At 71.8% G+C, this 24,359-nt stretch carries 23 protein-coding genes and 2 tRNA genes; 13 read left to right on the top strand and 12 right to left on the bottom strand.

Annotated elements, in window-relative coordinates; genetic code table 11:
• Positions 1-12: 12 nt before the first annotated feature.
• The 3 genes from J2S66_RS01215 (at position 13) to J2S66_RS01205 (ending at position 2,908) form a co-directional block, all read left to right on the top strand.
• Positions 13-1,674: a nitrite/sulfite reductase gene (locus tag J2S66_RS01215; protein ID WP_310302619.1), complete on the top strand. Its 1,662-nt coding sequence runs from the start codon at positions 13-15 to the stop codon at positions 1,672-1,674.
• Positions 1,675-1,786: 112 nt separating this feature from the next.
• Positions 1,787-2,143: a nuclear transport factor 2 family protein gene (locus J2S66_RS01210; RefSeq protein WP_310302616.1), complete on the top strand. Its 357-nt coding sequence runs from the start codon at positions 1,787-1,789 to the stop codon at positions 2,141-2,143.
• Between the two features lie 156 nt (positions 2,144-2,299).
• A complete protein-coding gene (locus tag J2S66_RS01205) occupies positions 2,300-2,908 on the top strand; it encodes a TetR/AcrR family transcriptional regulator (RefSeq protein WP_306749482.1) in 609 nt (202 codons plus the stop codon).
• On the opposite strand, the gene J2S66_RS01200 is transcribed toward J2S66_RS01205, so the two are convergent.
• The 4 genes from J2S66_RS01200 to J2S66_RS01185 are packed head-to-tail and all read right to left on the bottom strand — an operon-like array spanning position 2,853 to position 9,289.
• Positions 2,853-3,347: a nuclear transport factor 2 family protein gene (locus J2S66_RS01200; protein ID WP_306749483.1), complete on the bottom strand. Its 495-nt coding sequence runs from the start codon at positions 3,345-3,347 to the stop codon at positions 2,853-2,855. The two genes, J2S66_RS01205 and J2S66_RS01200, sit on opposite strands and share 56 nt — an antisense overlap.
• Positions 3,347-5,002 carry a long-chain-fatty-acid--CoA ligase gene (locus J2S66_RS01195; RefSeq protein ID WP_310302608.1) on the bottom strand — a complete coding sequence of 552 codons (1,656 nt, stop codon included), beginning with the start codon at positions 5,000-5,002 and terminating at the stop codon, positions 3,347-3,349. Before J2S66_RS01195 ends, J2S66_RS01200 begins: the two co-directional genes overlap by 1 nt.
• On the bottom strand, positions 4,989-8,957 hold the full coding sequence (locus J2S66_RS01190) for a type I polyketide synthase (RefSeq protein ID WP_310302604.1): 3,969 nt from the start codon (positions 8,955-8,957) through the stop codon (positions 4,989-4,991). Before J2S66_RS01190 ends, J2S66_RS01195 begins: the two co-directional genes overlap by 14 nt.
• A 20-nt stretch (positions 8,958-8,977) precedes the next feature.
• A complete protein-coding gene (locus tag J2S66_RS01185; RefSeq protein ID WP_306749486.1) occupies positions 8,978-9,289 on the bottom strand; it encodes an acyl carrier protein in 312 nt (103 codons plus the stop codon).
• 147 nt (positions 9,290-9,436) lie between these two features.
• Between J2S66_RS01185 and J2S66_RS01180 the strand changes: the two genes are divergently transcribed.
• Positions 9,437-10,177 carry a 2OG-Fe dioxygenase family protein gene (locus J2S66_RS01180; RefSeq protein WP_310302601.1) on the top strand — a complete coding sequence of 247 codons (741 nt, stop codon included), beginning with the start codon at positions 9,437-9,439 and terminating at the stop codon, positions 10,175-10,177.
• A 42-nt stretch (positions 10,178-10,219) separates the two neighbouring features.
• On the opposite strand, the gene J2S66_RS01175 is transcribed toward J2S66_RS01180, so the two are convergent.
• A complete protein-coding gene (locus J2S66_RS01175; RefSeq protein ID WP_310302598.1) occupies positions 10,220-10,444 on the bottom strand; it encodes a hypothetical protein in 225 nt (74 codons plus the stop codon).
• 47 nt (positions 10,445-10,491) lie between these two features.
• Entirely contained in the window at positions 10,492-11,484 is a 993-nt protein-coding gene (locus J2S66_RS01170) for an MprF family protein (protein ID WP_310302595.1), read from the bottom strand.
• A gap of 337 nt (positions 11,485-11,821) precedes the next feature.
• Here J2S66_RS01170 and J2S66_RS01165 point away from each other — a divergent pair, with 337 nt between their 5' ends.
• The 3 genes from J2S66_RS01165 (at position 11,822) to J2S66_RS01155 (ending at position 14,550) form a co-directional block, all read left to right on the top strand.
• Entirely contained in the window at positions 11,822-12,883 is a 1,062-nt protein-coding gene (locus J2S66_RS01165) for an acyl-CoA dehydrogenase family protein (RefSeq protein WP_310302592.1), read from the top strand.
• Between the two features lie 42 nt (positions 12,884-12,925).
• Positions 12,926-13,438, top strand: a complete 513-nt coding sequence (locus J2S66_RS01160; protein WP_310302590.1) for a hypothetical protein — start codon at positions 12,926-12,928, stop codon at positions 13,436-13,438.
• Between the two features lie 122 nt (positions 13,439-13,560).
• Complete coding sequence (locus tag J2S66_RS01155) at positions 13,561-14,550, top strand: ferritin family protein (protein ID WP_310302587.1); 990 nt, start codon at positions 13,561-13,563, stop codon at positions 14,548-14,550.
• Positions 14,551-14,731: 181 nt separating this feature from the next.
• On the opposite strand, the gene J2S66_RS01150 is transcribed toward J2S66_RS01155, so the two are convergent.
• The 3 genes from J2S66_RS01150 to J2S66_RS01140 form a co-directional block, all read right to left on the bottom strand.
• Complete coding sequence (locus J2S66_RS01150) at positions 14,732-15,787, bottom strand: iron-containing redox enzyme family protein (RefSeq protein ID WP_310302585.1); 1,056 nt, start codon at positions 15,785-15,787, stop codon at positions 14,732-14,734.
• Between the two features lie 70 nt (positions 15,788-15,857).
• Positions 15,858-15,940, bottom strand: a tRNA-OTHER gene (locus J2S66_RS01145).
• 19 nt (positions 15,941-15,959) lie between these two features.
• Positions 15,960-16,045: transfer RNA gene (locus tag J2S66_RS01140), tRNA-OTHER, on the bottom strand.
• A 182-nt stretch (positions 16,046-16,227) separates the two neighbouring features.
• On the opposite strand from J2S66_RS01140, the gene J2S66_RS01135 reads away from it, so the two are divergent.
• Both J2S66_RS01135 and J2S66_RS01130 read left to right on the top strand, forming a co-directional pair.
• Complete coding sequence (locus tag J2S66_RS01135) at positions 16,228-16,608, top strand: cupin domain-containing protein (RefSeq protein ID WP_306749494.1); 381 nt, start codon at positions 16,228-16,230, stop codon at positions 16,606-16,608.
• A gap of 145 nt (positions 16,609-16,753) precedes the next feature.
• Positions 16,754-18,172, top strand: a complete 1,419-nt coding sequence (locus tag J2S66_RS01130) for a pyridoxal phosphate-dependent decarboxylase family protein (protein ID WP_310302582.1) — start codon at positions 16,754-16,756, stop codon at positions 18,170-18,172.
• A 76-nt stretch (positions 18,173-18,248) separates the two neighbouring features.
• On the opposite strand, the gene J2S66_RS01125 is transcribed toward J2S66_RS01130, so the two are convergent.
• Together J2S66_RS01125 and J2S66_RS01120 are read right to left on the bottom strand one after the other, a co-directional pair.
• The gene (locus J2S66_RS01125; RefSeq protein ID WP_306749496.1) at positions 18,249-19,061 is read right to left on the bottom strand and encodes an AfsR/SARP family transcriptional regulator; all 813 of its coding nucleotides are present in this window, start codon (positions 19,059-19,061) and stop codon (positions 18,249-18,251) included.
• Positions 19,062-20,121: 1,060 nt separating this feature from the next.
• Entirely contained in the window at positions 20,122-21,111 is a 990-nt protein-coding gene (locus J2S66_RS01120; RefSeq protein WP_310302578.1) for an MmcQ/YjbR family DNA-binding protein, read from the bottom strand.
• 109 nt (positions 21,112-21,220) lie between these two features.
• Here J2S66_RS01120 and J2S66_RS01115 point away from each other — a divergent pair, with 109 nt between their 5' ends.
• The 4 genes from J2S66_RS01115 to J2S66_RS01100 all read left to right on the top strand — a co-directional run bounded on the left by J2S66_RS01115 (position 21,221) and on the right by J2S66_RS01100 (position 23,664).
• A complete protein-coding gene (locus J2S66_RS01115; RefSeq protein WP_310302576.1) occupies positions 21,221-21,772 on the top strand; it encodes a methyltransferase family protein in 552 nt (183 codons plus the stop codon).
• A gap of 167 nt (positions 21,773-21,939) precedes the next feature.
• Positions 21,940-22,203, top strand: a complete 264-nt coding sequence (locus tag J2S66_RS01110; RefSeq protein ID WP_310302572.1) for a DUF4342 domain-containing protein — start codon at positions 21,940-21,942, stop codon at positions 22,201-22,203.
• Between the two features lie 126 nt (positions 22,204-22,329).
• A complete protein-coding gene (locus tag J2S66_RS01105) occupies positions 22,330-22,776 on the top strand; it encodes a hypothetical protein (protein ID WP_310302569.1) in 447 nt (148 codons plus the stop codon).
• Between the two features lie 234 nt (positions 22,777-23,010).
• Positions 23,011-23,664 carry a LiaF transmembrane domain-containing protein gene (locus J2S66_RS01100; protein ID WP_310302566.1) on the top strand — a complete coding sequence of 218 codons (654 nt, stop codon included), beginning with the start codon at positions 23,011-23,013 and terminating at the stop codon, positions 23,662-23,664.
• Between the two features lie 65 nt (positions 23,665-23,729).
• Here the strand turns inward: J2S66_RS01100 and J2S66_RS01095 are convergent, their stop codons facing one another.
• Entirely contained in the window at positions 23,730-24,314 is a 585-nt protein-coding gene (locus J2S66_RS01095; protein ID WP_310302563.1) for an Rv1733c family protein, read from the bottom strand.
• Positions 24,315-24,359 lie beyond the last annotated feature (45 nt).

The raw sequence follows: 24,359 nt of genomic DNA, 5'->3' as shown, positions 1-24,359 counted from the left end.
GGCCACCCCACCATGACCGACACGTCGACACCCACCAGGTCGCAGGGCCAGTGGGCGCTGGGACAGCGCGAAGCGCTCAACTCCAACGAGAAGATGAAGGCCGACGAGAACCCGCTGCTGGTGCGCGAGCGGATCGAGCGGGTCTACGCGCGGGAGGGGTTCGCGGCCATCCACCCGGACGACCTGCGCGGCCGGTTCCGCTGGTGGGGCCTGTACACCCAGCGCAAGCCGGGGATCGACGGCGGCCGCACCGGTGTGCTGGCCCCGGAGGAGCTGGACGACGAGTACTTCATGATGCGCGTGCGCAGCGACGGCGGTCAGCTCGACCTGGCCCAGCTGCGCGCGATCGCGGACATCTCGACCCGGTACGCCCGCGACACCGCGGACATCACCGACCGGCAGAACATCCAGCTGCACTGGGTGCGCATCGAGGACGTGCCGGAGATCTGGCGGCGGCTGGAGGAGGTCGGCCTGTCCACCACCGAGGCGTGCGGCGACTGCCCGCGCGTGGTGCTGGGCAGCCCGGTCGCCGGGGTCTCGGTGGACGAGGTCGTGGACGCGACCCCCGCCATCCGGGAGATCGTCGACCGCTTCGTCGGCGACCTCTCGCTGTCCAACCTGCCGCGCAAGTTCAAGTCGACCGTGTCGTGGCTGGCCGACGTGCCCTACGAGGCCAACGACGTGGCGTTCCTCGGCGCGGTGCACCCGGAGCACGGGCCGGGCTTCGACGTCTGGGTGGGCGGCGGCCTGTCCACCGCGCCCATGCTCGCCCAGCGGCTGGGCGCGTGGGTGCCGCTCGCCGAGGTGCCGGACGTGTGGCTGGCGATCACCCGGCTGTTCCGGGACTACGGCTACCGGCGGCTGCGGCACCGGGCGCGGCTGAAGTTCCTGGTCGCGGACTGGGGCGTGGAGCGGTTCCGGGCCGTGCTGGAGGAGGAGTTCCTGGGCCGCCCGCTGCTCGACGGCCCGCCGCCCGCGCTGCCCGCGGCGCCGATCGACCACATCGGCGTGCACCGGCAGCAGGACGGCCTGCACTACGTCGGCGTCGCGCCGGTGGTCGGGCGGGTGTCGGGCAAGCAGCTGACCCGGCTCGCGGACCTCGCGGAGGCGCACGGTTCCGGGCGCGTCCGGCTCACGGCGTACCAGAAGCTGCTGGTGCTCGATGTCGCCGACCCCGGACCGCTGGTGCGCGAGCTGCGGGCGATCGGCCTGGAGGCCGAGCCGTCGCCGTGGCGGCGCAACACGATGGCGTGCACCGGCATCGAGTTCTGCAAGCTCGCCGTGGTGGACACCAAGCAGCGGGCCGCGACCCTGGTGGCGGAGCTGGAGGAGCGGCTCGGCGACCGGCCGGTGCCGCTGAGCATCAACCTCAACGGCTGCCCCAACTCCTGCGCCCGCGCCCAGGTCGCCGACATCGGCCTCAAGGGCATGTTGGTCACCGACGCCGACGGCGCGCAGGTGGAGGGCTTCCAGGTGCACCTGGGCGGCGGCCTGGGCATGGCGGAGAACCAGGGCGGCGGGTTCGGCCGCAAGCTGCGGGGCCTGAAGACCACGGCGGCCGAGCTGCCCGCCTACGTCGAGCGGTTGAGCCTGCGCTACCTCGACGGCCGGGTCGACGGGTCCGAGTCGTTCACCGAGTGGGTCGCGCGGGCGCCCGAGGACCAGTTGCGCTGAACGGCCGGATTCTGACACGGCACTGATACGGCCGCCGATGGAAGTGGCACCGGCGGCCGCATGTGGCTTTACTTCACTTACCAGACCGCCGACACGGAGGTACGAAAGACCGATGTCCGACGACAAGACCTTGCAGGTGCTGAACCAATTCAACGCGGCATTCCAGAAGCACGACCCGAGCCTGCTGGAGGGACTGCTCGCCGAGGATTGCGTCCTGGAGAACTCGGGACCGGCGCCGGACGGTTCGCGGCACGAGGGGCTGGCCGCCTGCCGGGAGTTCTGGTCGGCGATCGCGGCGGACGCCAACGCGAACTTCGAGCCCGAGGAGGTGTGGGCCTCCGGTGACCGGGGCATCATCCGGTGGAAGCTCAGCTGGGGCCCGGGCCCGAAGGACCACGTGCGCGGGGTCAACCTGATGCGCCTGCGCGACGGGTTGATCGTCGAGGGCATGGGCTACGTCAAGGGCTGACCCGACACGCCGCGGCCGGGTCGCGAGGGGGCGAACCCCTCGCGGCCCGGCCGCGGCGCTGTGGGCGGGATGACGCAGACCGATCGGTCCGAAGCCGTCGCGCGGTGTTAACCTGGGTCCACAGGGATGGTGTGTAGCCGGATTCGAGGAGCACACATGGCGCGCCGGCAAGCCCCCGACACCAAGCAGCGGATCCTGGCCGTCGCCTCGCGGCTGTTCGGCCGTCACGGCGTCCGCTCCGTCGGCATGCAGCGACTCGTGGACGAGACCGGTCTCGGCAAGAGCCTGGTCTACCGCGAGTTCAGCAGCAAGGACTACCTGGTCGCGGAGTGGCTGCGGGAGACCGACGAGGCCTGGGGCGAGTACGCCGACGCGGCGACGCGGCCCCACGAGGGCGACCCGGCCCGGCAGATGCTGGCGCTGGTGGAGTTCATCCACGACAGCGTCCTGGCCGATGACTTCTACGGGTGCGTGTTCTACAACACGATCGCCGAGTTCCGCGACGAGGACCACCCCGGCCGGCTGGCGGCCGTGGCGCACCTGGAACGCGTGCGGGCGCTGCTGGCCAGTTACGGCCGCGAGGCCGGGGCCGAGGACCCCGAAGGCCTCGCGGACACGCTCCTGCTGATCATCGGCGGGCTCCTCGTCAACGGCACGGCGTTCGCCGGGAAGGGCCCGGCGGAGCACGCGGTGCCCACCGCGGCGGCGATCATCCGGCAGGCGTGCCCGGCGACCGCTGGAGCTGCTGCTGCGGCCAGGGGATGACCCGCTCCGGCCTGGCCGGGCGGGTGGCGACCCCGTGGGTCTCGTACCCGTCGTTGTAGACGAACGACTCGGGCAGCTTGTCGTGGAACTGGTAGTCCGAGAGGATTCGCCCGTCGTCGTCGAGCACCAGCAGGTCCTCGCCGCGCATTTCCGTTTCACCGGTCGAGGCCAGCACCATCATCCAGTTCAACCGGATCAGGTTGTGGTGGCCGACCGCGTTGTGCGCCGAGCGGAAAACGTATCCCATCGGGTCGTAGATCTCGTGGGTGTAGGCCAACTGGGCGATGATCGCCTCGTGGCCGATCACCGGGTCGCGGCGGTAGAACACGTAGGTGGCGTCCGGCGCGTACAGCTCCAGCACGCCCTGGCGGCGGCGGTCGGGGTCGACCTCGTTCCACAGCGCCACGTACCGGTCGGCGAACTCTTCGGGATCGAGCATCACGGTGTCCTCCGCAGGGAGTCGGTGAGGCCGGTCGTCTGCCGTTGCGGTGCGCTCGGCCCGGTCCCGTGCTGCTCGCGCAGGACCCGGCGCAGGAGCTTGCCGGTGGGGTTGCGCGGCAGGGCGTCCACGGTCACGAACCCGGTGGGGATCTTGAAGTCGGCGATCTTGCCGCGCAGGAAGCGGACCAGCTCGCGCGGCGGCACGGCGCCGTCCGGGCGGAACACCACGGCGGCGCGCACGGCCTCGCCCCAGTGCGGGTCGGGCACGCCGAACACCGCGACCTCCACGATGTCCGGGTGGTCCCGCAGGACGGCCTCCACCTCGGCCGGGTAGATGTTCTGGCCCGCCACGATGATGGTGTCGTTGACCCGGTCGACCAGGAACAGGTAGCCGTTCTCGTCCAGGTACCCGAGGTCACCCATCCGCAGCCAGTCCCCCACCAGCGCGTCGGCGGTGGCCTTGGGCTGCCGCCAGTACTCGATGAAGTGGCCGGGGCTGCGCACCAGGACCCGGCCGAGCTGCCCCGCGGGCAGCGGCGTGCCGTCCTCGTCGACGATCCGCACCTCGTTGCCGGGGCAGACCAGGCCGGCCGAGCCGAGCACGGTGCTGTCCGACGTGTGCGCCGCGGGCGGCAGGCAGGTCACGAAGCTGCCCGCCTCGGCCGACGAGTAGCCCTGGACCAGCTCGCAGCCCATGACCTCCAGGCAGGTCAGCAGCAGTTCCCGGTCGATCGGCGAACCGCTGTAGACCACCTTGCGCAGCGAGGCGAACGTCTCGCTGGTCACGCCCCGCTCGGTGATCATCATGCGCATCATCGCCGGGGCCACCCACAGCATGGTGATCCGCTCCCGCTCGATGATCCGGGCGGCCTCGTCGGCGATGAACCGCCGCATGATCACGGTGGTCGCGCCGACGTTGAACGAGTGGAAGAACCAGCCGAAGCCCGCGGTGTGCAGGGCCGGGAAGCAGCTCAGCCCCCGGTCGGTCGGCTGCCAGTCGATCCAGTCGACGCCGTGCCGCCGCATGTCCGCGATGAACGTGAAGAACGTCCGGTGCGGCAGCACCACGCCCTTGGGCAGGCCGGTGGTGCCGCTGGTGTAGAGCTGGGCGACCGCGTCGTCCCGGCCGGTGCCCGGCGACAGGTCGGTGTCGGGCTGACCCGCCTTCCACTCCAGCAGGCCGCCCGCCACGTGCGTCGGGCTGTCCAGCGTGATCACCGTCCGCAGGGCGGGCAGCGCGGCGCGCAGCCGTCCCACCACGTCCAGGAAGGCGCTCTCCACGAACAGCAGCTCGGCCCGCGAGTCGCGCAGCGCGTGGTCGATCTCGCGGGGCGTGAGCCGCCAGTTGATCGGCACGAGCACGGTGCCGCTCTTCGCGCAGCCCAGGGCGATGTCGAAGTAGTGCTCGGACTCCATGCCCAGGTAGCCGACCCGCGTGCCGGGCGCCAGGCCCTCGGCCAGCAGGGCGTGGGCCGTGCGGTTGCTCTCCGCGTGCAGCTGCCCGAACGTCAGCGAGCGGTCCTCGCAGACCACCGCCACGGCGTCGGGCCGCAGCGCGGCGTGCAGCGCGGACCTCGCGGTCAGCGTCTGCTCGTCCGGCTCCTGCCCGGCGTGGGCGTGCTCGTCGATCCCGGTGATCTCAACCCCGGTCATCATCACCTCCGGTGCGGGACCCGACCGGGTCGCCCGCGAGTTGGTGGTCGAGGAAAGTGGCGAGCTGGTCGACCGTCGGCCGTTCGAGCACCGCGGACAGCGGCAGCGTCAGGCCGAGCCGTGACTGGAGGCGGTCCTTGAGGTCCACGACCACCAACGAGTCCACCCCGAGTTCGAGGAACGTGGTGTCGCCGTCGACCCCGTCCGCCTCGTCCATGGACAGCAGGTCCGCCAGGGTGCGGCGGATGACGTCGGCGACGGGCGCGGGCGGGGCCTGCCCGGCACCGTTCCCCTCGCCGTTGCGGTTGCCGTTGCCGCCGTTGCCGTTCGCGGCGCCGATGTCCGCGGCGACGCCGGCCGCCGGTTCGGCGACCGGTGCGGACGGCGCGCGGGACAGCCGCACGAACGCCATGCCGGACAGCTCCAGCACCGGCGTCCCGTCCTCCAGCAGGACGGCGTCCAGCGTGAACGCCGGGCCGCGCTCCGGCCTGGTGATCCGCAGCACCGAGCGCAGCAGCCGCGCCCGCGGCTTCTTGAACACGCGCACCCGCGCGATCCCGGTGGCCACGTAGCTCTCGCCGTCGTCCACGAACGCCGCGAGCCCGTGCGTCACCCCGTCCATCAGCGGCGGCGGCAGGTGCTCGGCGGTGGACAGGCCCTCGCCGGACAGCTCGCAGACCGCGAGGTCCGCGCCGTGCCGGCGCACCGCCCGGGCCCGGCTGAACTCCGGGCCGTAGTCCAGGCCCGCGCGGGCGTAGGCGGCGCGCACCTCGTCCGCGCCCAGCACCTGGTCCGGCTCGCCGAGGTCGTCCAGGCGGCGCAGCAGCTCGCGGCCGGTGTCGGTCAGGGCGGGCGCGTCCGGGGCGCCGAGCACGGCGGACGCGCACCGGCGTTCACCGGCTTCGCCGTCGTGCCGGCTGTGCACGTCCACCCGCCACCGGCCGTCCGCGCCGGGCGTCGCCCTGGTGCGCAGCCGGGTGGGGCGGTCGGTCAGGAACACGGACTCGTGGAAGCGGACGTCCTCGATCGGGCGGCCGGCGTCGCCGTGCAGCTCGTCGGCCAGCGCGAGCAGGACCTCGACGTGCGCCGCGGCCGGCAGGAAGGCCTTCCCGCCCACCCGGTGGTCGGCCAGGTACGCAGGTCGGCCCGCGCTGATCCGGCTCGCGTACTCCCGTGCCGGCGCCTCGGTCGGCACGGCCTGGCCGAGCAGCGGGTGCCCGACCTGGTCGAGGTCCGCCGCCCGCCTCGGCAACCCGTACCGGCGGCGGTCGAAGGCGTAGGTCGGCAGCGCGACGCGCTGCCGCTGCCGCCCCTCGTGGACGGCGGCCCACGCGATGTCCACCCCGGCCACGTACAGGTGCGCCAACGTCTCGCGGATGGTCCGCGCGTCCGCGTCGCGCGGGCTGAGCGAGGCGAGCCACCGGTGGTCGCCCTCGGGCACGCACTGGCGCGCCAGCGCGGTCAGCACCCCGGCGGGCCCGACCTCCAGCATCACGTGCCGGCCGCGCTCGGCGATCGCGGCCACGCCCGCCGCGAAGCGCACGGTGTCGTTGACGTGCCGGACCCAGTACGCGGGCGTGGTGATCTCGTCGGCGGACGCGGGCGCGCCGGTCTCGTTCGAGATGATCGTCAGCTCCGGCTCGTGGAACTCCACGCCCTCCAGGAACTCCCGCAGCTCGTCGGAGATCCCCGCCACCAGCGGGGAGTGGAACGCGCTCGACACCCGCAGCGGCTTCACCACCGCGCCGCGCTCCCGCAGCACCTCGACCACCGCGGCGAGCGAGTCCGCGCCACCGGAGACCACGCACTGGTCGGGCGCGTTGACCGCGGCGACCGCCAGGTCGGGCCACCGCTCCAGCAGGGGGGCGACCTCGTCCACCGGCGCGGCGACCGCGGCCATCCCGCCCGCGCCCGCCACCGACTCGATCAGCCGGGCCCTGGTGGCCAGGAACGCCACGCCGTCGGCCAGGGAGAACACGCCCGCCACCGTGGCGGCGACGACCTCGCCGACGCTGTGCCCGATCAGCACCGCGGGCTCGACCCGCCACGACCGCCACAGCGACGCGAGCGCGTACTCCAGCGTGAACAGGGCGGCGTGCGCGAACCTGGTCTCCGCGATCACGTCCGCGGCGTCCGGCGCGCGGCCGAACATCAGGTCGGTGATCGAACGCCCCAGGTGCGGCCGGAACAGCGCGTCGCACTCGTCGACCCGGGCGCGGAACCCCGGGTACCGCGCGTAGAGCACCTCGCCCATGCCGACGTGCTGCGAGCCGGACCCGGTGAACAGGAACGCGACCCGGCGGAACGACTCGCGCGGGCGCACGCCGGGGTTGGCGGCCTCGCGGTCCAGCAGCGCGGTCAGCTCGGCGTGCGTGCGCACCTCGCCCGCGACGCGGTGCCGGAAGTGGGCCCGGCCGGTGTTGGCGGTGTGGCACAGGTCGGCCAGGTCGAGGTCCGGGTGCTCGGCGACGAACCGCCGGTACCGCTCGATCTGCCGGCGCAGCGCCGTCTCGCTCTTCGCCGACAGGGTGAACACGTGCCCGGCGTCGCGCGGCAGGTCCCGCGGCGGCACCTCGGGGGCGGGCGGCTGCGGGGCCTCCTCCAGCACCGCGACGCCGATCGCGCCGGTGACGCCGAACCCGTTCACGGTCGCGCGGCGGACCGGCGCCTCCCACGGGCGGCACTCGGTCGGCACCGTCACCGAGTAGTCGTGCCACGGGATGCGGCCGGACGGCGCGTCGATCAGGCTGGGGTAGAACACACCGGCCCGCAGTTGCAGGATCACCTTGATGACCGCGCCGACGCCCGCGGCCGGCTCCATGTGGCCGATGTTCGACTTGAGCGAACCGACGGTCAGCCTGTCGTCGTGGGACCGGGACCCGCCGAAGACGCCGTGGATCGAGCCCATCTCGATCGGGTCGCCCAGCGGCGTGCCGGTGCCGTGCGCCTCGACGTACTGGATGTCAGCGGGTTCGAGCCTGCTGTTCGCCAGCGCCGTGCGCATGACCGCTTCCTGCGCCACGCCGTTGGGCGCGGTGAGGCCCGCGCTCTCGCCGTCCTGGCCGATGGCGGTGCCGCGCACGATGGCGAGCACCGTGTCGCCGTCCTGCCACGCGTCGGACAGCCGCTTGAGGACCAGCACGCCGCAGCCCTCGGCGCGGGCGTACCCGTCGGCGGCGTCGTCGAAGGACTTGCAGCGGCCGTCGGGCGACAGCATCCGCCCCTTGGACAGGATGATGAACGAACGCGGGTCGTGCAGCGCGTTGACCGCGCCGCACAGCGCGATGTCGCTCTCGTGGCGGCGCAGGCCCTCCACGGCCAGGTGCAGCGCCGTCAGCGACGACGCGCACGCGGTGTCCGCGGTCAGGCTGGGGCCGCGCCAGCCGAGGAAGTAGGACAGCCGGCCGGACAGCGAGTAGGCGCCGAGGCCGGTGGCCATGGCGCCGTCGAGCTGGTCCGCCCCGAGGGTGCCCAGGCCGAGCGCGAAGTCCAGCGGTGACGCGCCGACGTACACCGCGCCGTTGCCGTGCCGCAGCGCCGTGGGGTCGATGTTGGCGTTCTCCAACGCCTCCCACGCCGTCTCCAGCAGCAGCCGCTGCTGCGGGTCGACGTACGGCGCGCTCTTGGGCGGGATGTTGAAGAACTGGGCGTCGAACTCGTCGACCCGGTCGAGGAAGCCGCCCGCCACCGTGCCGATGCGCCCCTCGACGTCCTGGTCGGCGACGTCCCAGCGCTCGCGGGGCAGCGGACCGATGCCCGAGCCGCCCGCGCGCAGGAACTCCTCGAAGCCGTCGAGGGTGTCGTTGCCGCCCGGGAAGCGCAGCCCCGTGCCGACGACGGCGATCGGTTCGAGCCGTTCCAGGACGATCTTCTCCAGGCTGCGCTGCTGCTGCTGGATGGTCTCGTAGGCGGCCAGCAGCTCCGCCCGGATCGTCGCGACATCCTCGTCCGGCATGGCCGGCGTCTCCCGTCCGGTCACTGTCGACGCGCCGGGAACAACTCGGTGAGCACGTCGGTGGTCAAGTAGTCCAGCAACAGCTCCACGGTGGGGCTGTTGAACAGCATCGTGCTGCCGATGCCGCGGCCGAGGAGTTCCTCCAGGCGTTCGCGGACGTCCATCAGGCCCAATGAGGTCAAGCCCAGGTCGAAAAAGCTGTCGGTCAACGGCAGTTCGTCGTCCTCGTCCATCAGCAACGCCGCCTTGAACTCCGCCACGATTACGGTTTCGAGTTCGGCGAGCCGTTCCGCCCTGGACAGCGATTGCAATTTTTCGAGCACCGCGGTCATCGCATCCGTCCCCTTCGGCTGGCACTTCGAGTAAATCACCGGGACGTGACCTCCGGCTGACTACCCGCTGACACCCCGAACCCGCCGGGGACGTGTCAGTTCGCTGTCAGGCGCATTTTGGGATCGTCGAGGTGGGATCAGCCCCGGATGGAGGACAGAGCGGTGCCCAATGCCCGTGAAGAGCTGCGGACCAGGGGTTACGCCCGGGTGCCCGCAGCCGAGTTGACGATCGACCCGGAACTCCGCCGCTTCGAGGCCGACCTGGCCAAGGAGTGGGAGAACCTCGAAGTGGACCAGTACCTCAAGAACGGCGCCCGATTCCGGGAGCGGCGCTACGACCGCTTTCGCTACGTGCCCGCCACCGACTCGGTCCGACTGCGGCCGCACCGGCCCTACTTCCAGTCGGCCGAGGTGAACGACTACGGCGGCGGTATCGAGCGCTCGGTGCCCCCGCTGACCGCGAGCACCGTGCAGAACCCACTGCTCCAGGCATTGATCCGGTGGAACTTCGAGCACTTCCCGGTAGAACCGGAACAATTGCACCAGCCGTGGGACGTGCAGTGCCACCAGTTCCGCATCATCGGCCGTGCCGAGGAACTCGGCGAGCCGACGCCGGAGGGCCCGCACCGCGACGAGGTCCACTTCGGCGCGATCCACCTGATGTCCCGGACGAACGCGTCCGGCGGTTTTTCGCAGGTCTACACGAAGGACCAGGAACTGGTCGCGGAGTTCCAGCTCCAGAACACCATGGACACGATGTTCTGGGCCGACGAGATGATCCTGCACGCGGTCACGCCGATCACCGTGGTGGACGACAGCACCCCGGCGGTCAGGGACGTGCTGATCATGGGTTACCGCTGCGACCCGACGCTCGGCGAGGACGACTGAACCGCCCGCCGGCGCGACCGGCGGGCGGTGCGACCGGACCGGCTACCCCAGGGAGCCGGTCCGGTCGGGCGTCCCCCCGGGCTCGGCCCCTGCGCCGGTCCCGAGGTCCGGGCCGGCTTCGGCTTCGGCTTCGGCGAGCAGGACCTCCAACCGCGCCAACGCCTCGTGGGCTGCCCGGGCGACGTCCAGGTCGTCCGGCGCGGCCCCGCACGCGGTGAACGACTCCACGACCCGCAGGCCCTGTTCCCCGATCTGCTGCTCAAGCATCGGCACCCCTTCGGTGGCGCGGTCAAACGGGCGGTCGGACGGCGGCGTCAGATGGCGTTGCAGGCCCGGAAGACGTGCACCAGCGCGGGCAGGCTCGCGCCGTGCTGGAACGCGAGGTACTCGGGCAGCACCAGGCTCGGCGCCCACTTCTCCTTGTAGGCCAGCTGGGTCCGCGCCGGGTAGATGTGCTCGCCGTGCTCCCACAGGTGGTTGATGAACCAGTGGAAGGCCTTGCTGTAGCCCGGGAACCTCGGCGCGTCCAGCGAGGTGAACGGGGTGAAGCCGAAGTGCAGCCACTTCACGCCCTCCTCGCGGAAGGTGTCCAGGGCGGCCTTGTTGATCGCTTCCATGACGCCCGGCGGCGAGTCGGGCTGCCGCCGGCTCAGGTCGTGCATCCACCCGGCCTGCGGGCCGTACACCGGCGCGTAGGACACGTACCCGACGAGGGTGCCCTCGCGCTCAGCGACGAACAGCCGGCGCAGGTGCTGGTACGGCCCGCCGGTCTGACCGACCAGGAACTCCAGCGGCTTGACGTCCGGTCCCTTGGTGCCGAGCCAGGCCTCGTCCAGCGCGCGGACCTGGTCCGCCCACTCCTCGTACGGGGCCTCGCGGACCTCCAGGCCGGTGCGGATCGCCCGGGAGATCTTGTTGCGCAGGCGCATGAACTTCGTGCCCGCCAACGAGAAGGTGTCCAGGTCCACCGCGTAGGAGGCGCCCATCTGGTTGATCGTGAAGCCCTCCGCCAGGTACGGACCCGCGTCCGCGCCCTGGAGCTGGACGGCGACGATCTCCCGGTCCTGCTCGGCGGCGAGCGCGACGAACCCGCGCAGCAGCACGCCCGCGGCGTCCGGCGGCGCGAACGGACCGCCGAACTGCACCAGGTACCGGCCGACCGGCCGGTACACGATGAGACCGGGCACCCCGGGCAGCCGGAAGTGCTCGTTGCCGGTGTTGAACGCGAAATAGGCGCTGGGATTGCCCGAATCGGCGTACCGCCGAATCGTGTCCACCACGTCCGATTCCACTGACACTTCTGTCATGACGGCATCCAAACTCGCCCGTGGCGGTCGTCAGCTGCGTTCGCCTCGTTTATCGCACGAGTTCCGCGCCACCGCAAGAGCCGATCGCGCGCAGTCAGCACCCGGTCAGCAGCCATCTCCCCCATTGACCGTCCAAGCAGGTCAGAACGGTGTCAGGGTCAGGTCAGCGCCAGGCTGCCAGGCTGGGTCGCGAGACGTGCAGCGCCCTTGGCGCACCATTGCGTCGCCTATTCGGCCCTCTCGCGTGAAAGGCACGGCAATGCGTTCTCTGGAAACCGCACGGGAGGCCTGTGAGCGCTTCCACCCCGGACTGCTCGGCACTCTGGAGAGCTTGCCGATGACAGAGCGGGAGGCCGCCGACAGCCCGGTGGTCGAGATGTACCGGAAACACTCCGGTCCCGGTCTGCTGGTGCCCTCGCAGTACGGCGGCGCGGCGGCCGGACCGCTGGAGGCGACCAGGGTGCAGCGCGGCCTGGCCTCCGTGTCCCCGTCCCTCGGCGTCGCCACGGTCATGCACCACTTCACCGTGGCGATGCTGTTCAGCCTCGCGCAGACCGCGGAGCGGCTCACCGCCACGCAGTTCGCGCTGCTGTCCTCGGTGGCGGGCGACCGGCTGCTGCTGGCGTCCGGCTGGGCCGAGGGCCGCACCGACCAGAACATCCTCGCCCCGGCCGTCGTCGCCGAGCCGGTCGAGGACGGCTACCGGGTCAACGGCTCGAAGAAGCCGTGCAGCCTGTCGCTGTCGATGGACGTGCTCACGGCCAGCGTCAACCTCACCGACTCCGACGGCTGGTCCGGCCTGGCGCTGCTGCTGATCCGGGCCGACTCGCCCGGCATCGACGTCGCGCCGTTCTGGACCACGCCCATCCTGGCCGCCTCGCAGAGCCACGAGGTCCGGCTGACCGACGTGCACGTGCCGCGGAGCATGGTCATCCGCAGCACGCTGGAGGACCAGCAGAGCCTGGACGACCTCCAGCGGGCCGGGTTCACCTGGTTCGAACTGCTGACGTCGGCCGCCTACGTCGGCGCGGCCTCGTCGCTGGTGGACACCGTGCTGTCGCGCAAGCGCGGCAGCGACAGCGACCGCGGCGCGCTCGCGGTCCGCATGGAGGCGGCCGTCGACCTCGTCGAGGGCGCGGCCCGCGCCCTGGAGGACGGCGTGACCGACGACGAGGCCGTGGCGAAGGTGCTGGTGGCGCGGTACGCGTCGCAGGACCTGCTCTCCAGCACGGTGGCGCAGGCCGTGGAGATGCTCGGCGGCATCGCGTTCATCCGCTCGCCGGAGGTCGCCTACCTCGCGTCCGCGGTGCACGCGCTGGCGTTCCACCCGCCTTCGCGCGCCAGCGTGGCGGCGCAGTTGGCCGACTACTTCGCCGGCAACCCGCTCCACCTGTCCTGATCACCGCAGACCACCACCACGAGGTCGTGGAAGGGCGCAGCCATGGACATCAAGAACCCCTACGAGTCGCCGACCACCTTCGCCCTGCACCGGGCGGAGTACCTGGTGGCGTTCGCCATCACGATCGTGCTGATGATCGTGCACTTCACCGAGATCAACTGGATCGCGGCGATCGGCCTGTTCCTCTACATCGACGTGTTCGGCTACATCCCCGGCGCGATCGCGTACCGGCGCAGCAAGGACGGTCGCATCCCCAAGTTCTACTACGTCCTCTACAACACCATGCACAGCTTCATCACGTGCGGTGTCGTGGTCGGCCTGTGGATGCTGATCTTCGGCCCGGAGTGGGCGCTGCTGGCCGTCGCGTTCCACGTCTTCGGCGACCGCGGCGTGTTCGGCAACTTCCTCAAGCCGTTCGGCCTGCCGTTCGAGCCGGAGGACAGCCCCCGCTACCAGCAGCTGGTGGACATGATGCGCCGCCGGTCGCAGTCCGACCGGGTGCCCGCGCCGCTGGAGGACGACATCGCCCCGCTGCCGGCCCAGGCCACCCACTGATCCACCCGACCGCGCCCGCACCGGGCCGGCACCACGAGCGCGGGTCGACGGGCTTCGCCCGTCGACCCGCGCCGCGTGCGGGCGGTAAGTCCACGCAGTCCACACCACCGCGGAAGGAAGACATGACCATCGACGTACCGGTCGAGGCCGACTGGGACCGGGCGCCCAACCTGCTCGACGGCGCCCAGGAGCTCACGATGTCGGCCGAGCAGTGCGATCTGGCCTACTGGCTGACCGCCGTGGCGCAGGGCACCCTGCGCGGCCGCGCCGATCGCGGCCACTCGACCACCACCCCCGACTACATGCGCGAGCCCGGCCCCCTGCGGGAGGCGCTGGTGCTCGAACTGGGCAACCGCTCCATCGCCGAGGCGCGGGCGGTGCGGGTGCTGTCGAACTACGTCATCGCCGCGCCGGGGATCGCCGAGCTGGAGTTCTTCACCACCCAGGTGGTCGACGAGGCCCGGCACGCGATGATCTTCCGGCGGCACCTGCTCGAACTCGGCGTGCCGGAGGACAAGCTGCACGCCCTGATCGACGAGCAGGGCGCCGACTACACCGAACGCGTGCTCAACCCGATCGCCGACTTCGCCACCGGCGTGGTGCGCGACGAGGGCGACTTCATCGGCGCGGTCGCGGTGTTCACCATCGTCATCGAGGGCGTCCTGGCGCCCGCGGCCGAGCTCAGCGAGCGCAAGTGGACGCTGCTGGACCCGGCCGCCGCGGAGATCGCGCGCGGCGCGTCGATCGACGAGATCCGCCACCTCGCGGTGGGCAGCGACATCGTCCGCAAGCACCTGATCCGGCACCCCGAGTACCGGCCGCGGCTCATCGAGCTGGTGCGGCGCGGCAAGGCGCTGTGGGACGAGCTGCCGGTGGACGAGTTCGTGCTGCACCGGGAGGAGCTGTTCCAGGAGGGGATGGCCGCCCACGCGGACCTGCTGCGCGACTACGAGGTGTTCCCCGGCCGCAAGCTGCTGGAGACCACGCCGCAGGAGCGCTACGACCTGGCCGAGCAGTGGACCGACGACATGGCCGAGGTCCGCCTGCCGTACATGGGCGTGCCGGAGGCGGTCGAGCTGATCCGCACCATGCCGGCGAAGCAGCACCGCTGAGCGGCGGAGTACCCGGGGAACCGGAAAGCCACGAGCCGCCGGTGCGGGCGGCTCGTGGCTTCCGGCCGTCGTCCGGCCCGGGTCGCGCGTGGGTGCGCGTGCTCCCCGGGCCGGACGACGAGAAGGGTCCGGCCCGCGGCGGTTTCCTGCCGCGGGCCGGACCGGGAACGGGGTGCCGCTGTCAGGCCTTGGCCGTGACGCGGGCGTAGGACAGGCGCTCGTCGAGGTGGCGGGCCGAGGAGTTCACCCGCCACAGCGCGCCGCGGGCGATGCCGCGGCGCATGTACTCCGACGTCGCGGCGGGCAGCACCACGTTGTGGAACCACCCGGCGGCGTGCTGGGAGTCGATGGTCACGTGCAACCGGTGGTAGGTGATGCCGACCTCGGGCAGGCCGAGCCGCTCCCAGGCGCGGATGACGTTGAGGAAGCGGTCGGGGACCAGCCACTCGGTCATGCCGAGGTAGCCCACCGCCTCCGGGTAGAGGTTGCGGTAGCGGCACAGCATCACGGCGAGGTTGCCGGAGAGCAGGTCGCTGCCGGTGAGCAGGTGCTCGACCTCGTCGAGGCGGACGTCGAACACCTCGTAGATCTTGTTGAACAGGTGGGTGTGGACCTCGGCCGGGTCGCCGTTGCCCATCTCGTCCCAGAAGTTGTTCGCGATCTCCATCTTCGCCTGGCCGGACGTGCCGACCTGCATCATGGCGAGGAAGTCGTCGAACCGGCCGTCGACCAGGGACTCCTGGATGACGTACGTCCGCAGGTCGTCGTGCCCGGCGGACTGGTTGATGAACTCGGTGTAGTAGGGGTGCTTGAAGGCGCGGTGGCTCCGCACGATGCCCTTGAGCCAGGACAGGTACTCCCGGGGCTCGGTGGGCGCGGAGTCGAGGAAGCCCGGTTCGATCCACCGGTTCTCCGAGGCGATGGTGGCGACCTCCAGCGACCGGGTGACCTCGTGCAGCACCCGCGACCCCTCGGCCGTCGGCGACTCCGGGATCTGCATGACCGTCTGGTAGATGCGCGAGAGCAGCAGCTGCTGCAGGTAGTACGCGTCTTCGTCCCCGGACTCGGCGTCGCCGTTCAGCCGGTCGACCGCCGCCACCACGCGCGCCTGTTCGGGCGCGAGCTTCGCGTCCACCTCGTCCGCCGGACGCGTGAGCCAGGAGGTCACCTCGTCGACGACCGCCCGGTGGTCGACCGGGTCGCCGACCGCCACGTCAGGAGTATCGATGCTGGGCACCGCATCTCCGTTTCTGTAGTAAACCGGATCGGATTGGGCACGATCGGCCGCGCCGCCCGTGCCGGACGTGCGGAGAGGGCAGGATTCGAACCTGCGTGGGCGTGAACCCGTCCGGTTTCCCGGACCCCATTGGGCCGCTTTGGGTACCTCTCCCGACTTACCGGGCGAAAGGTGGCGGAGAGGGCAGGATTCGAACCTGCGTGGGCGTGAACCCGTCCGGTTTCCCGGACCCCATTAGGCCGCTTTGGGTACCTCTCCCGACTTCGCTTCCGCTTCGTCGTTCTCCCTTTCGCTGTCACCACCTTACGACACGGGTCCTGACGCGTTCCTGATCTGGCGCTGAGCCGAGCCGGCGATCCGCTCCGGCAGTCCCGCATCAGCGTGGAATCAGCGACCTCTGGGATGCTCGTGAGCGAGCGTCCGATTCGAAGGAGAAGAACTTGAGCGACGAGTCACGCAAGATTGCAGTCCAGCGGCTGTACCACGACGAGTCCGGTGAGTCGCACTTCGTCGACGAGATGCTGGAGGTGGTCGCGCAGGACTTCGCGCCGCCCGCGCCGCCGTTCTACGTCTCCGCCGGCGTGCCCGCGAAGCAGGTGGTCTACCTGTTCCTCCCGGCCGGTTACGTGGGCGACTTCCACCCGGCCCCGCGGCGCCAGATCATGACGCTGATCAGCGGCGACCTGGAGTCGCGGGTGAGCGACGGCGAGTCGCGCCGGTTCATCCCCGGAAACACCATGCTGGTGGAGGACACCGAGGGCAAGGGCCACTGGACGAAGGCGCACAGCGACTGCACCATGATCGTGTCCCAGCTGGAGTGACGATTTCCACCATCCACCTCCTCGGCGCTCGCGACCGATGGCCCCGGCTGTCGGCAGCGAGTGCCTTGGCGTTTCCGGAGTAATTCGCGGACAAGTCGCGACAATGGTCAGGTCCCGGTCAGCGCCACTGCCTATCGTGTAGTTCGTGACCAATATCGAACGAGCGCCACTCGACCTGGCCTATCGGCAGGCAGTGGACTACCTGACCGGGTTGCGGGAACGGCCGGTGGGCGCCACGGCTGGTCTCGACGAACTCATCGAACTGCTCGGCGGCCCCATGCCGGAGAACTCCCTGCCCGCGGTCGACACCATCAAGCTGCTGGGCGAGGCCGTCGAGCGCGGGGGAATTCCGGCGGCGTCCGGTCCGCGATTCTTCGGCTACGTGACCGGCGGCACGCTGCCGGTCGCGGTGGCGGCCGACTGGCTGGTCGCCGCCTGGGACCAGACCGCGAGCCTGTACAACCTCTCCCCCGCCATCTCGGTCGCCGAGCACGTCGCCGGCGATTGGCTGGTCGACCTCTTCGGGCTGCCGCCGGGCACCTCCGTGGGGTTCCCGACCGGCTGCACGATGGCCCACCTGACCGCGCTCGCGGCGGCGCGCAACCACCTGCTGGGCCAGCGCGGCTGGGACGTGGAGAAGCACGGCCTGCGGGAAGCGCCGGAGATCGAGGTGATCGCCGGGGCGCAGCACCACATGACCATCGACCTCGCCCTGCGGTACCTCGGGTTCGGCTCGGGCCGGGTCCGCGTCGTGCCGGTGGACGAGCGGGGCCGGATGCGCGTCGACGAGCTGGCGCGCGTGCTGGCCGACTGCACGTCGCCGCCGATCGTGTGCGCGCAGATCGGCGACGTGAACTCCGGTGCCATCGACCCGGTGGGCGAGATCTGCGACCTGGCGCACCGGTACGGCGCGTGGGTGCACGTGGACGGCGCGTTCGGGCTGTGGGCGGCGGCGAGCCCGTCGCTGCGCCCGCTGGTCGAGGGGGTGGAGCGGGCCGACTCGTGGGCGTGCGACGCGCACAAGTGGCTCAACGTGCCCTACGACTGCGGCATCGTCTTCGTGACGCGGCCGGACGCGCACCGGGCGGCGATGCTGAACGAGCGCGCCGGCTACCTGCCCGCCGAGCGGCCGGGCGAGCGCGACGCCATCGAGTGGGTGCCGGACTTCTCCCGCCGCGCGCGGAGCCTGCCGGTCTGGGCGGCGCTGCGGACGCTGGGCAAGGCGGGGGTCGCCGACCTGGTCGACCGCTGCTGCGCGCTCACCCGCCGGTTCGCCGAGCAGCTGGCCGAGATCGAGGGCGTGGAGCTGCTCAACGACGTGGTGCTGAACCAGGTCATGGTGCGGTTCGGCGACGACGACGCGGTCACCCGGGACGTGATCGCCCGCGTGCAGGCGAGCGGCGAGTGCTGGTTCGGCGGCACCGTCTGGTACGGCAGGGCGGCCATGCGCGTGTCCGTGGTGTCGTGGCGGACCACGGAGGACGACGTCGACCGCTCGGTCAAGGTGATCAGGACCGCGGTCGCCGCGGCGGCCGGGGCGGAGCTCGACCGCCGGGCGGGCTGACCCCCTCGAAGCCGACGTCCGCGCCCCCCACCGGTCCGGTGGGGGGCGCGGACGTCCGGTGTCGGCCCTCCCCGGCTCAGCCGGCGGCCCGTGCGGACATGGCGGGCTGGACCAGGTCCAGGCGCCGCCTGCCGTTGTCACCGCCGCGGGACACCCGGAGGAAGTCCTCGACGAGGATCGGGTCGTGCGCCAGGATCGCCCGCTCGTACCGCTGCAGGGCCGGCGTCGGCTCGATGCCGAGGTTGTCCGCGAGGACCCGCCGGAACTTCCGGTAGACGTCCAGCGCGTCGATCTGCCTGCCCGAGCGGTACAGCGCGACCATGAGCAGCAGGCACAGCTGCTCCTGGGACGAGTTCTGCGCGAACAGCTCGGTCAGCTCGGGCAGCACCTTCGTGCTGTGCCCGCTGCTGATCTCCAACTCGTAGAGCAGGCTCAGGGCCGAGATCCGGGACTCGGCGAACCTCGCGGCGGCCGTCTGGCACAGCAGACCGCCGGTCAGGCCGCCGAACACCGGTCCCCGCCACTGCGCGAGCGACGCCCGCACCTCGGCGGCGCACGCGGAGGGGTCGGCCACGAGTCCCGCGTCCACCCTGGCGCGTATCGCGTCGATGGTGTCGACGAACACGCAGGCATCCAATTCCGACCGGTCGACGCGGAGCACGTAACCGGAGGGGCTGGTCGTCAAGCGCGGTTCGGCCTGACCGGCTTCCAGCCTGGCCAGGCTGCGACGCAGGCGGCTCACCTGGGCGTGCAACGCGTTGGCGACCTTGGCCGGAGGAGTGGTTCCCCAGAGCTCTTCCATCAGTACGTCGACGGTCAACAACGTGCCCCCGGACATCAGGAGGGCGACCAGCAGCGTCTGCTGCATGGCCCCGCTGAGCCGGATCACTTGGCCTTGATGACGGATCTCAATCGATCCAAGAACAGAGAAATACACGACTGATCCCCCAGACGGCGAAGAAAACCCATCGTGACGACTTCACAAGGTGGGCCGACGCCGCGGCAAACCCATGGGCAGCCGGGTCCGCGAGCCGTCATCGGGAGACGAACTCGCCGTTCAGCCACATCATGCGCCAGGATTCCCACCAGTTCGACTTATCGACGAAGCTTCGGTTTTCCGCAGTTGACACGCTCTTCGAAGCGGGCCTTGACCAGGCCGAACTCGAACCTACGTGACTGCTACCACACGGTCAACGATGTGGACCGAACCGCATACGGGGCGGTTCCGCGACTGATAGAAGGCAGTGGGCGAACTCACGACCGACAGCGGTCGCAAGTGCCGGCGGATGCGGCGGGTCGGCTCACCCCGAACGGTATCGCCGCCGGGACGGTAGAATTCCGACATTTGCACCCCAGCCAATGTCAATGAATTGGACCGATTGTTCCACAAACATTGATCAAAAGGTAGTCGAGCAGGAAACCTCTGTCAACGAGCCATCTGGCCTAGGCTTCACGGATAACCGGCCCCGTCCGTCGGACCACGAACTTCGAACTTCCCACAAGCCACGGGGGAAGCATTACGAAACGCTTCCGTTCACCGCCGGTGGCCATTACCGACCGTCACGAAAGTCCATGATCGAATGATCGGACACATCCCGCCGGCGGGGTTTCGGAACTGCGTTTCGCGACGTTGAGCAGCGGTGATCACGCACCGCGCACCGCACATAGCGGAAACGTAATGGTGAAACGCGGTGTCACGACCACTCCGGCCGGTCGTCGCCCGGTTCGCCGTCCCGTGCCGCCCGGTCCGGCGCGGGGCGCGGCGGTCGAGGTGCCCGGAACACCGGCCGGAACGCCGACCGGGCCGACGTCGGCTGCGTGGCGGACGGGACGCGAAGTCGGCGAGTCCGGGGTGGACCCGCCCGACAACGCGGGAGCACCGACCGGCCGTCGAAGGTCTGCGCCACGACCCCGGCCTCCGAAGTCCCGTCACCACACCACCGCGGCACTCAGGACAGGGTGCGCGCGACGCTCTTGGGCACGCACATGCGCCAGGCGTCCACGACCAACTCCTCCAGTTCGTCGACGGTCAGCTCCGACAGCGTCGCGCACACCCAGTTGAACCGCATGTCCGACCGCGCCGGGGCGTGGAACCGGTGCGGCGCCGAGGCGATCAGCGCTTCACGTTCCTCCTTCGGGAACGCGAACCCCATCGTCTCCTCGTCGGGCGACAGGGCCAGGTACACGAGCCGGCCGACGCGGAACCTGACCTGGTCCCGCACCACGCGTTCCTCGGTGCGCGGCAAGGCGCTCGCGATCCGCCGCACGTCGTCGGCCGTCACCCCGGCGCGCGGAGCCGTCCAGCCGCGCGTGAACACCAGGTAGCAGTACTCGTCGATGACCTTCGCCAACGACCTCCCGGGCCGCCCCAGCGCGTCGAGCAGTTCGGGTTCGGGCACGCCGGCCTCGGCCAGCAGCCCCACCGCCCACCCCCGCGTCACCCTGAGGTGCGCGCGGTACGCCACGCCGTCGCGCGCGCCGTGCAGCCGTTGCGCGATCAGGTTGTCCCACGGCGGCAGGCTGTTGGGCCGCAAGGCGAACAGCAGCTTCGACGCGGCGGTGGGCCCCAGTGTCCGGGTGCCGCGCCCGTGCCGCGCGGCCTCCGTCGCCGACAGCGCCGCGAAGCACTCGCCCAGCCGTTCCACCTCGTCGTCGGTCAACTCCGCCAGCCGCGCCTCCGGGTCCGGCAGGTCGTCCCGCCACTCGGCCCACCAAGCCGCGAGACCGGCGTCCAGGACCCGGGGCTCACCGGGGCGCGGGGTGCGGATGCGACACCCCCAGGCGTTGAGCCACACGTGCACGGCGTCGCGGTGCGCGGGCACGCCGAGGTCGATCGACGACCCGGTGGCTGCGGTCAGGACGGTCCAGGACCGCTCGGGCTGGCCAAACCCGCCGAACTCGGCGACGGCGGCACGCAAGGAGGCGAGATCCGGTTCCACACGGCAGGACCCTAGGCCCTCACGCGCCCGTTCGTCGTCCCGCGAACACCCGCGCGCCGCCGGTCGACCCGGCGCCTCCCGCTCCCCACCGGGGGTACAGTCCGCCCGCATGGGTACCGGCGAACCACCCGACGCACCGCACCCCACCCCACCCGGTCCCGCCCCGGCGGGCCCCCCGCAGCCGGGAGCGGCCCGCGACAGGACGGTGGCCGTGTCCCTGGTCGCGGCCCAGTTCGCGCTGCTGGTGATCCTGGCCGTGCCCCAACCGCGCTGGGCATCTCCGCCGCCGCTGCGCTGGACCGGGCTCGTCCTCGTCGCCCTGGGCCTGGTGGTGATGGCCGCGACCGCCGCCACGCTGCGCCGCGGACTGACGCCCTCGCCGCTGCCCAACGACCACGCCGTGCTGCGCACCACCGGCCCGTACCGGTTCGTCCGCCACCCCATGTACACCGGACTGCTCATCACCGCCCTGGGGTGGACCCTCGCCTCCCCCGGACCCGTGCGGGCGTGCGCCCTGCTCGCGCTGGCCGTCCTGCTCGGCGTCAAGGCCCGCTGGGAGGAAACCCGCCTCGTCAGGCGCTTCCCCGACTACCCCGCCTACGCCCGGCGCGTGCCACGACTGGTCCCGGGCTTCCGCCCGCGCGCCACCCGCGACCGGTGAGCGACCGGGACGGCGGTGACGTCGGGGCGCTGGACCCGGCGCCCGGCCCGGTTCCCGGCCGGCGCGGGCCGAAGGTCCCTGTACCGGGACACCGACCCGGAGAAGCCTGGGGGGAGGCACCCAGGAGCCGGCTCGCCTGACCAGGTGACCGGGACGGGAGGTTCGACATGACCGAGCAGTTGGAAGCCGGCACGACGACGCGGCTGCGCGGCGAAGCGCTGGTGCGGAAGGTGAAGGAGTTGCTGCACGAGGGCAACGTCCGACGCCTGGTCATCAAGGACGAGAAGGGCCACACCGTGATGGAGGTCCCCGTGACGGCCGGGGTGGTGGCCGCCGTCGTCGCGCCCGTCGTGACCGCGGTCGCGGCCATCGCCGCCCTGGCGAGCGAGTGGTCCGTCGACGTCGAGCGCCACGATCCCCCTCGCGCGTAGCGCCGCACCAGGAGTCCGGCGCGGGAGAGGACCCCGGTCCCTCCCCGCACCGGACTTCCGCCCCTGTCCGCGCCCGTCCGGGCGGTCGACGATGGGAGTCGGGGCACCGACGAGGCGGAGGCGACCATGACGAGCACAGCGATGCGGCCGGCCGTGACGACGGGGCCGCGCACCGGTTACCTGACCGCCGCGATGCTGGACGTCGTCCTCCTCGTCCTGGTCAACGTGTCACCGGGGTGGCGCGGCGTGCCGTTCCTGACCGGGGCCGCCGAGGACGTGGTGGTGTGGGTGGACGCCGGCCTGGCCCTGGGCGTGGTGGTCAACCTCGTCCACGTGCTGTTCCTGCGGCGCCGGCTGGTCCTGCTCGGCGACGTGCTGACGACGGCGGCGGCACTGGTCTCGCTGACGGTGGTGCGAGCCGTGTTCCCGTTCCGGTTCGACGACGCGCAGATCCCCTGGACGGTGATCACGCGGACCACGTTGACGATCGTCGTGGTCGCCGTGTCCATCGCGCTCCTGGTCCAGCTCGTCAAGCTGCTGCACGCCCTGGTGGCGCCGGAGGTCGACGCCTGACGGTCGCCCGGGTCCCGGCACGGGAGCGGCCACCGCGGCCGCGGACCCGGTCCGCCGGGGGGGCGCTGCGGCGGCGCTGATCTCCGGGCTCCTCGCCGCCGTCGGCATCCTGGTCGCGGGCGCCGTGCTGAACACGGTCGTCGCTGGACACGGTCGTCGGCGTCGCGATCGCTGCGCGACGTGGCGCGCCGCTCGGGCGCGCGCGACCGGACGAGGAGGTGGTGCGATGAAGCCGTGCGATTCTGGATCGGAACGGTGCTGGTGGTCTTCGGCGTGCTCGGCGTGCTCGACGCCGTCGGGGTCGTCGACGCCTGGGAGACCGCCGCTTCGTGGTGGCCGGTGGCGGTGATCGGTCTGGGCGTCGTCGGCGCGATGGCCCAGGGGCACCTGTCACCGGGACCGGGGGTCGTCGTCGCCATCGGCGTGGTGCTGCTGGCGGACACGCTCGACCTGACCCGCGGGAGCCTGCTGTGGCCCGCCCTCCTGCTCTTCTCCGGCGGGGGCGTGCTCCTCGGCCTGCGGCGGCACCGGACGAACGACCACCGCGACACCGGGGCGACGCCGGTCGCGCTGTTCGGCGGCACCAAGGTGCGCGAGCGGTCCGAGCACCTGACCCGCGTCGGGGTCTCGGCGATCTTCGGCGGCGCGACGCTGGACCTGCGCGACGCCCACGTCGACCGCGAGGCCGACGTGGACGCCTTCGCCCTCTTCGGCGGCATCGAGGTCCTCGTGCCCAGGGGGTGGCGCGTGTCGCTGGGCGGGCTGCCGGTCTTCGGCGGTTACGACGACAACACCGACGACGGCCCGGTCGACCCCGACGCCCCGCTCGTGCGCGTCAACGTCACCGCCGTCTTCGGCGGTGTCGACGTGCGCAACGACCCGAAGTGAGCGGGTCCCGGCGGCCGGGGGGGGGGCGGCTGACCGGCGCGGTCCGCCGCGTCCGGGGTGGGTGGTCAGGTCGATCGCCTCCACTGCGGCTCGATCCCCGCCCACTCGGCCTCCAGCCGGCGGCGGCGCGCCCTGCTGTGGGCGACGCGGACCAGCACGTACGACAGCGCCGCGCCACCGCTCAGGGCGAGCCACACGCCGCCGGCCGCGAAGACCGCCGCGACCGCCGCGCCCTCGGCGGTCAGCGGCGGGGCCACCGGTGCGCCGGTGGGGTCCAGCCAGATCCGGGCGCGGCTGCCGGCCACGAGGTCGCGGGCGACGGTCACCTCGCCGTCGCGGGTGGTGCCGTCGGGCAGCACCCACCTGGCGGGGACCCGGGAGAACGCGGTGGTGCGGACGTCGGAGGACGGCGCGTCGCGCTGGAGCACCGCGTCGACCGGGTGGCGGGTGCGCGACTGCTCGGCGGAGGTCGCGGCCCGCGCCACGTGGACCTCCGACCCGACGGCCGCCGCGACCGGCACGCCCAGCAGCGCCACCGCGACGACGGCCGCGGCCACGGCGACCTCCACCCGGTCACCGGGCTCGGCGAGCGGGTTGCGCCGGGGGAACACCCTGCGCACCAGCAGCAGCAAGCGTTGTCCGGCAGCCACGTCGTGGACCTCCTCCGCGTCGTCCGGCACGTCCAGCGTCGCCCG

This window comes from Saccharothrix longispora (assembly GCF_031455225.1).
In the GTDB taxonomy this organism is placed as follows: Bacteria; Actinomycetota; Actinomycetes; order Mycobacteriales; family Pseudonocardiaceae; genus Actinosynnema; species Actinosynnema longispora.
The sequence above is the reverse complement of the archived record's forward strand: the minus strand, read 5'-3'. Positions and strand labels throughout refer to the sequence as shown.

Coding starts and splice junctions, on each gene's coding strand:
- J2S66_RS01155 (WP_310302587.1), top strand. CDS start 13,561: ATGACCATCGACGTACCGGTCGAGGCCGACTGGGACCGGGCGCCCAAC.
- J2S66_RS01170 (WP_310302595.1), bottom strand. CDS start 11,484: ATGACAGAAGTGTCAGTGGAATCGGACGTGGTGGACACGATTCGGCGG.
- J2S66_RS01160 (WP_310302590.1), top strand. CDS start 12,926: ATGGACATCAAGAACCCCTACGAGTCGCCGACCACCTTCGCCCTGCAC.
- J2S66_RS01210 (WP_310302616.1), top strand. CDS start 1,787: ATGTCCGACGACAAGACCTTGCAGGTGCTGAACCAATTCAACGCGGCA.
- J2S66_RS01110 (WP_310302572.1), top strand. CDS start 21,940: ATGACCGAGCAGTTGGAAGCCGGCACGACGACGCGGCTGCGCGGCGAA.
- J2S66_RS01175 (WP_310302598.1), bottom strand. CDS start 10,444: ATGCTTGAGCAGCAGATCGGGGAACAGGGCCTGCGGGTCGTGGAGTCG.
- J2S66_RS01185 (WP_306749486.1), bottom strand. CDS start 9,289: ATGACCGCGGTGCTCGAAAAATTGCAATCGCTGTCCAGGGCGGAACGG.
- J2S66_RS01115 (WP_310302576.1), top strand. CDS start 21,221: ATGGGTACCGGCGAACCACCCGACGCACCGCACCCCACCCCACCCGGT.
- J2S66_RS01105 (WP_310302569.1), top strand. CDS start 22,330: ATGACGAGCACAGCGATGCGGCCGGCCGTGACGACGGGGCCGCGCACC.
- J2S66_RS01215 (WP_310302619.1), top strand. CDS start 13: ATGACCGACACGTCGACACCCACCAGGTCGCAGGGCCAGTGGGCGCTG.
- J2S66_RS01205 (WP_306749482.1), top strand. CDS start 2,300: ATGGCGCGCCGGCAAGCCCCCGACACCAAGCAGCGGATCCTGGCCGTC.
- J2S66_RS01165 (WP_310302592.1), top strand. CDS start 11,822: ATGACAGAGCGGGAGGCCGCCGACAGCCCGGTGGTCGAGATGTACCGG.
- J2S66_RS01200 (WP_306749483.1), bottom strand. CDS start 3,347: ATGCTCGATCCCGAAGAGTTCGCCGACCGGTACGTGGCGCTGTGGAAC.
- J2S66_RS01180 (WP_310302601.1), top strand. CDS start 9,437: ATGGAGGACAGAGCGGTGCCCAATGCCCGTGAAGAGCTGCGGACCAGG.
- J2S66_RS01190 (WP_310302604.1), bottom strand. CDS start 8,957: ATGCCGGACGAGGATGTCGCGACGATCCGGGCGGAGCTGCTGGCCGCC.
- J2S66_RS01195 (WP_310302608.1), bottom strand. CDS start 5,002: ATGACCGGGGTTGAGATCACCGGGATCGACGAGCACGCCCACGCCGGG.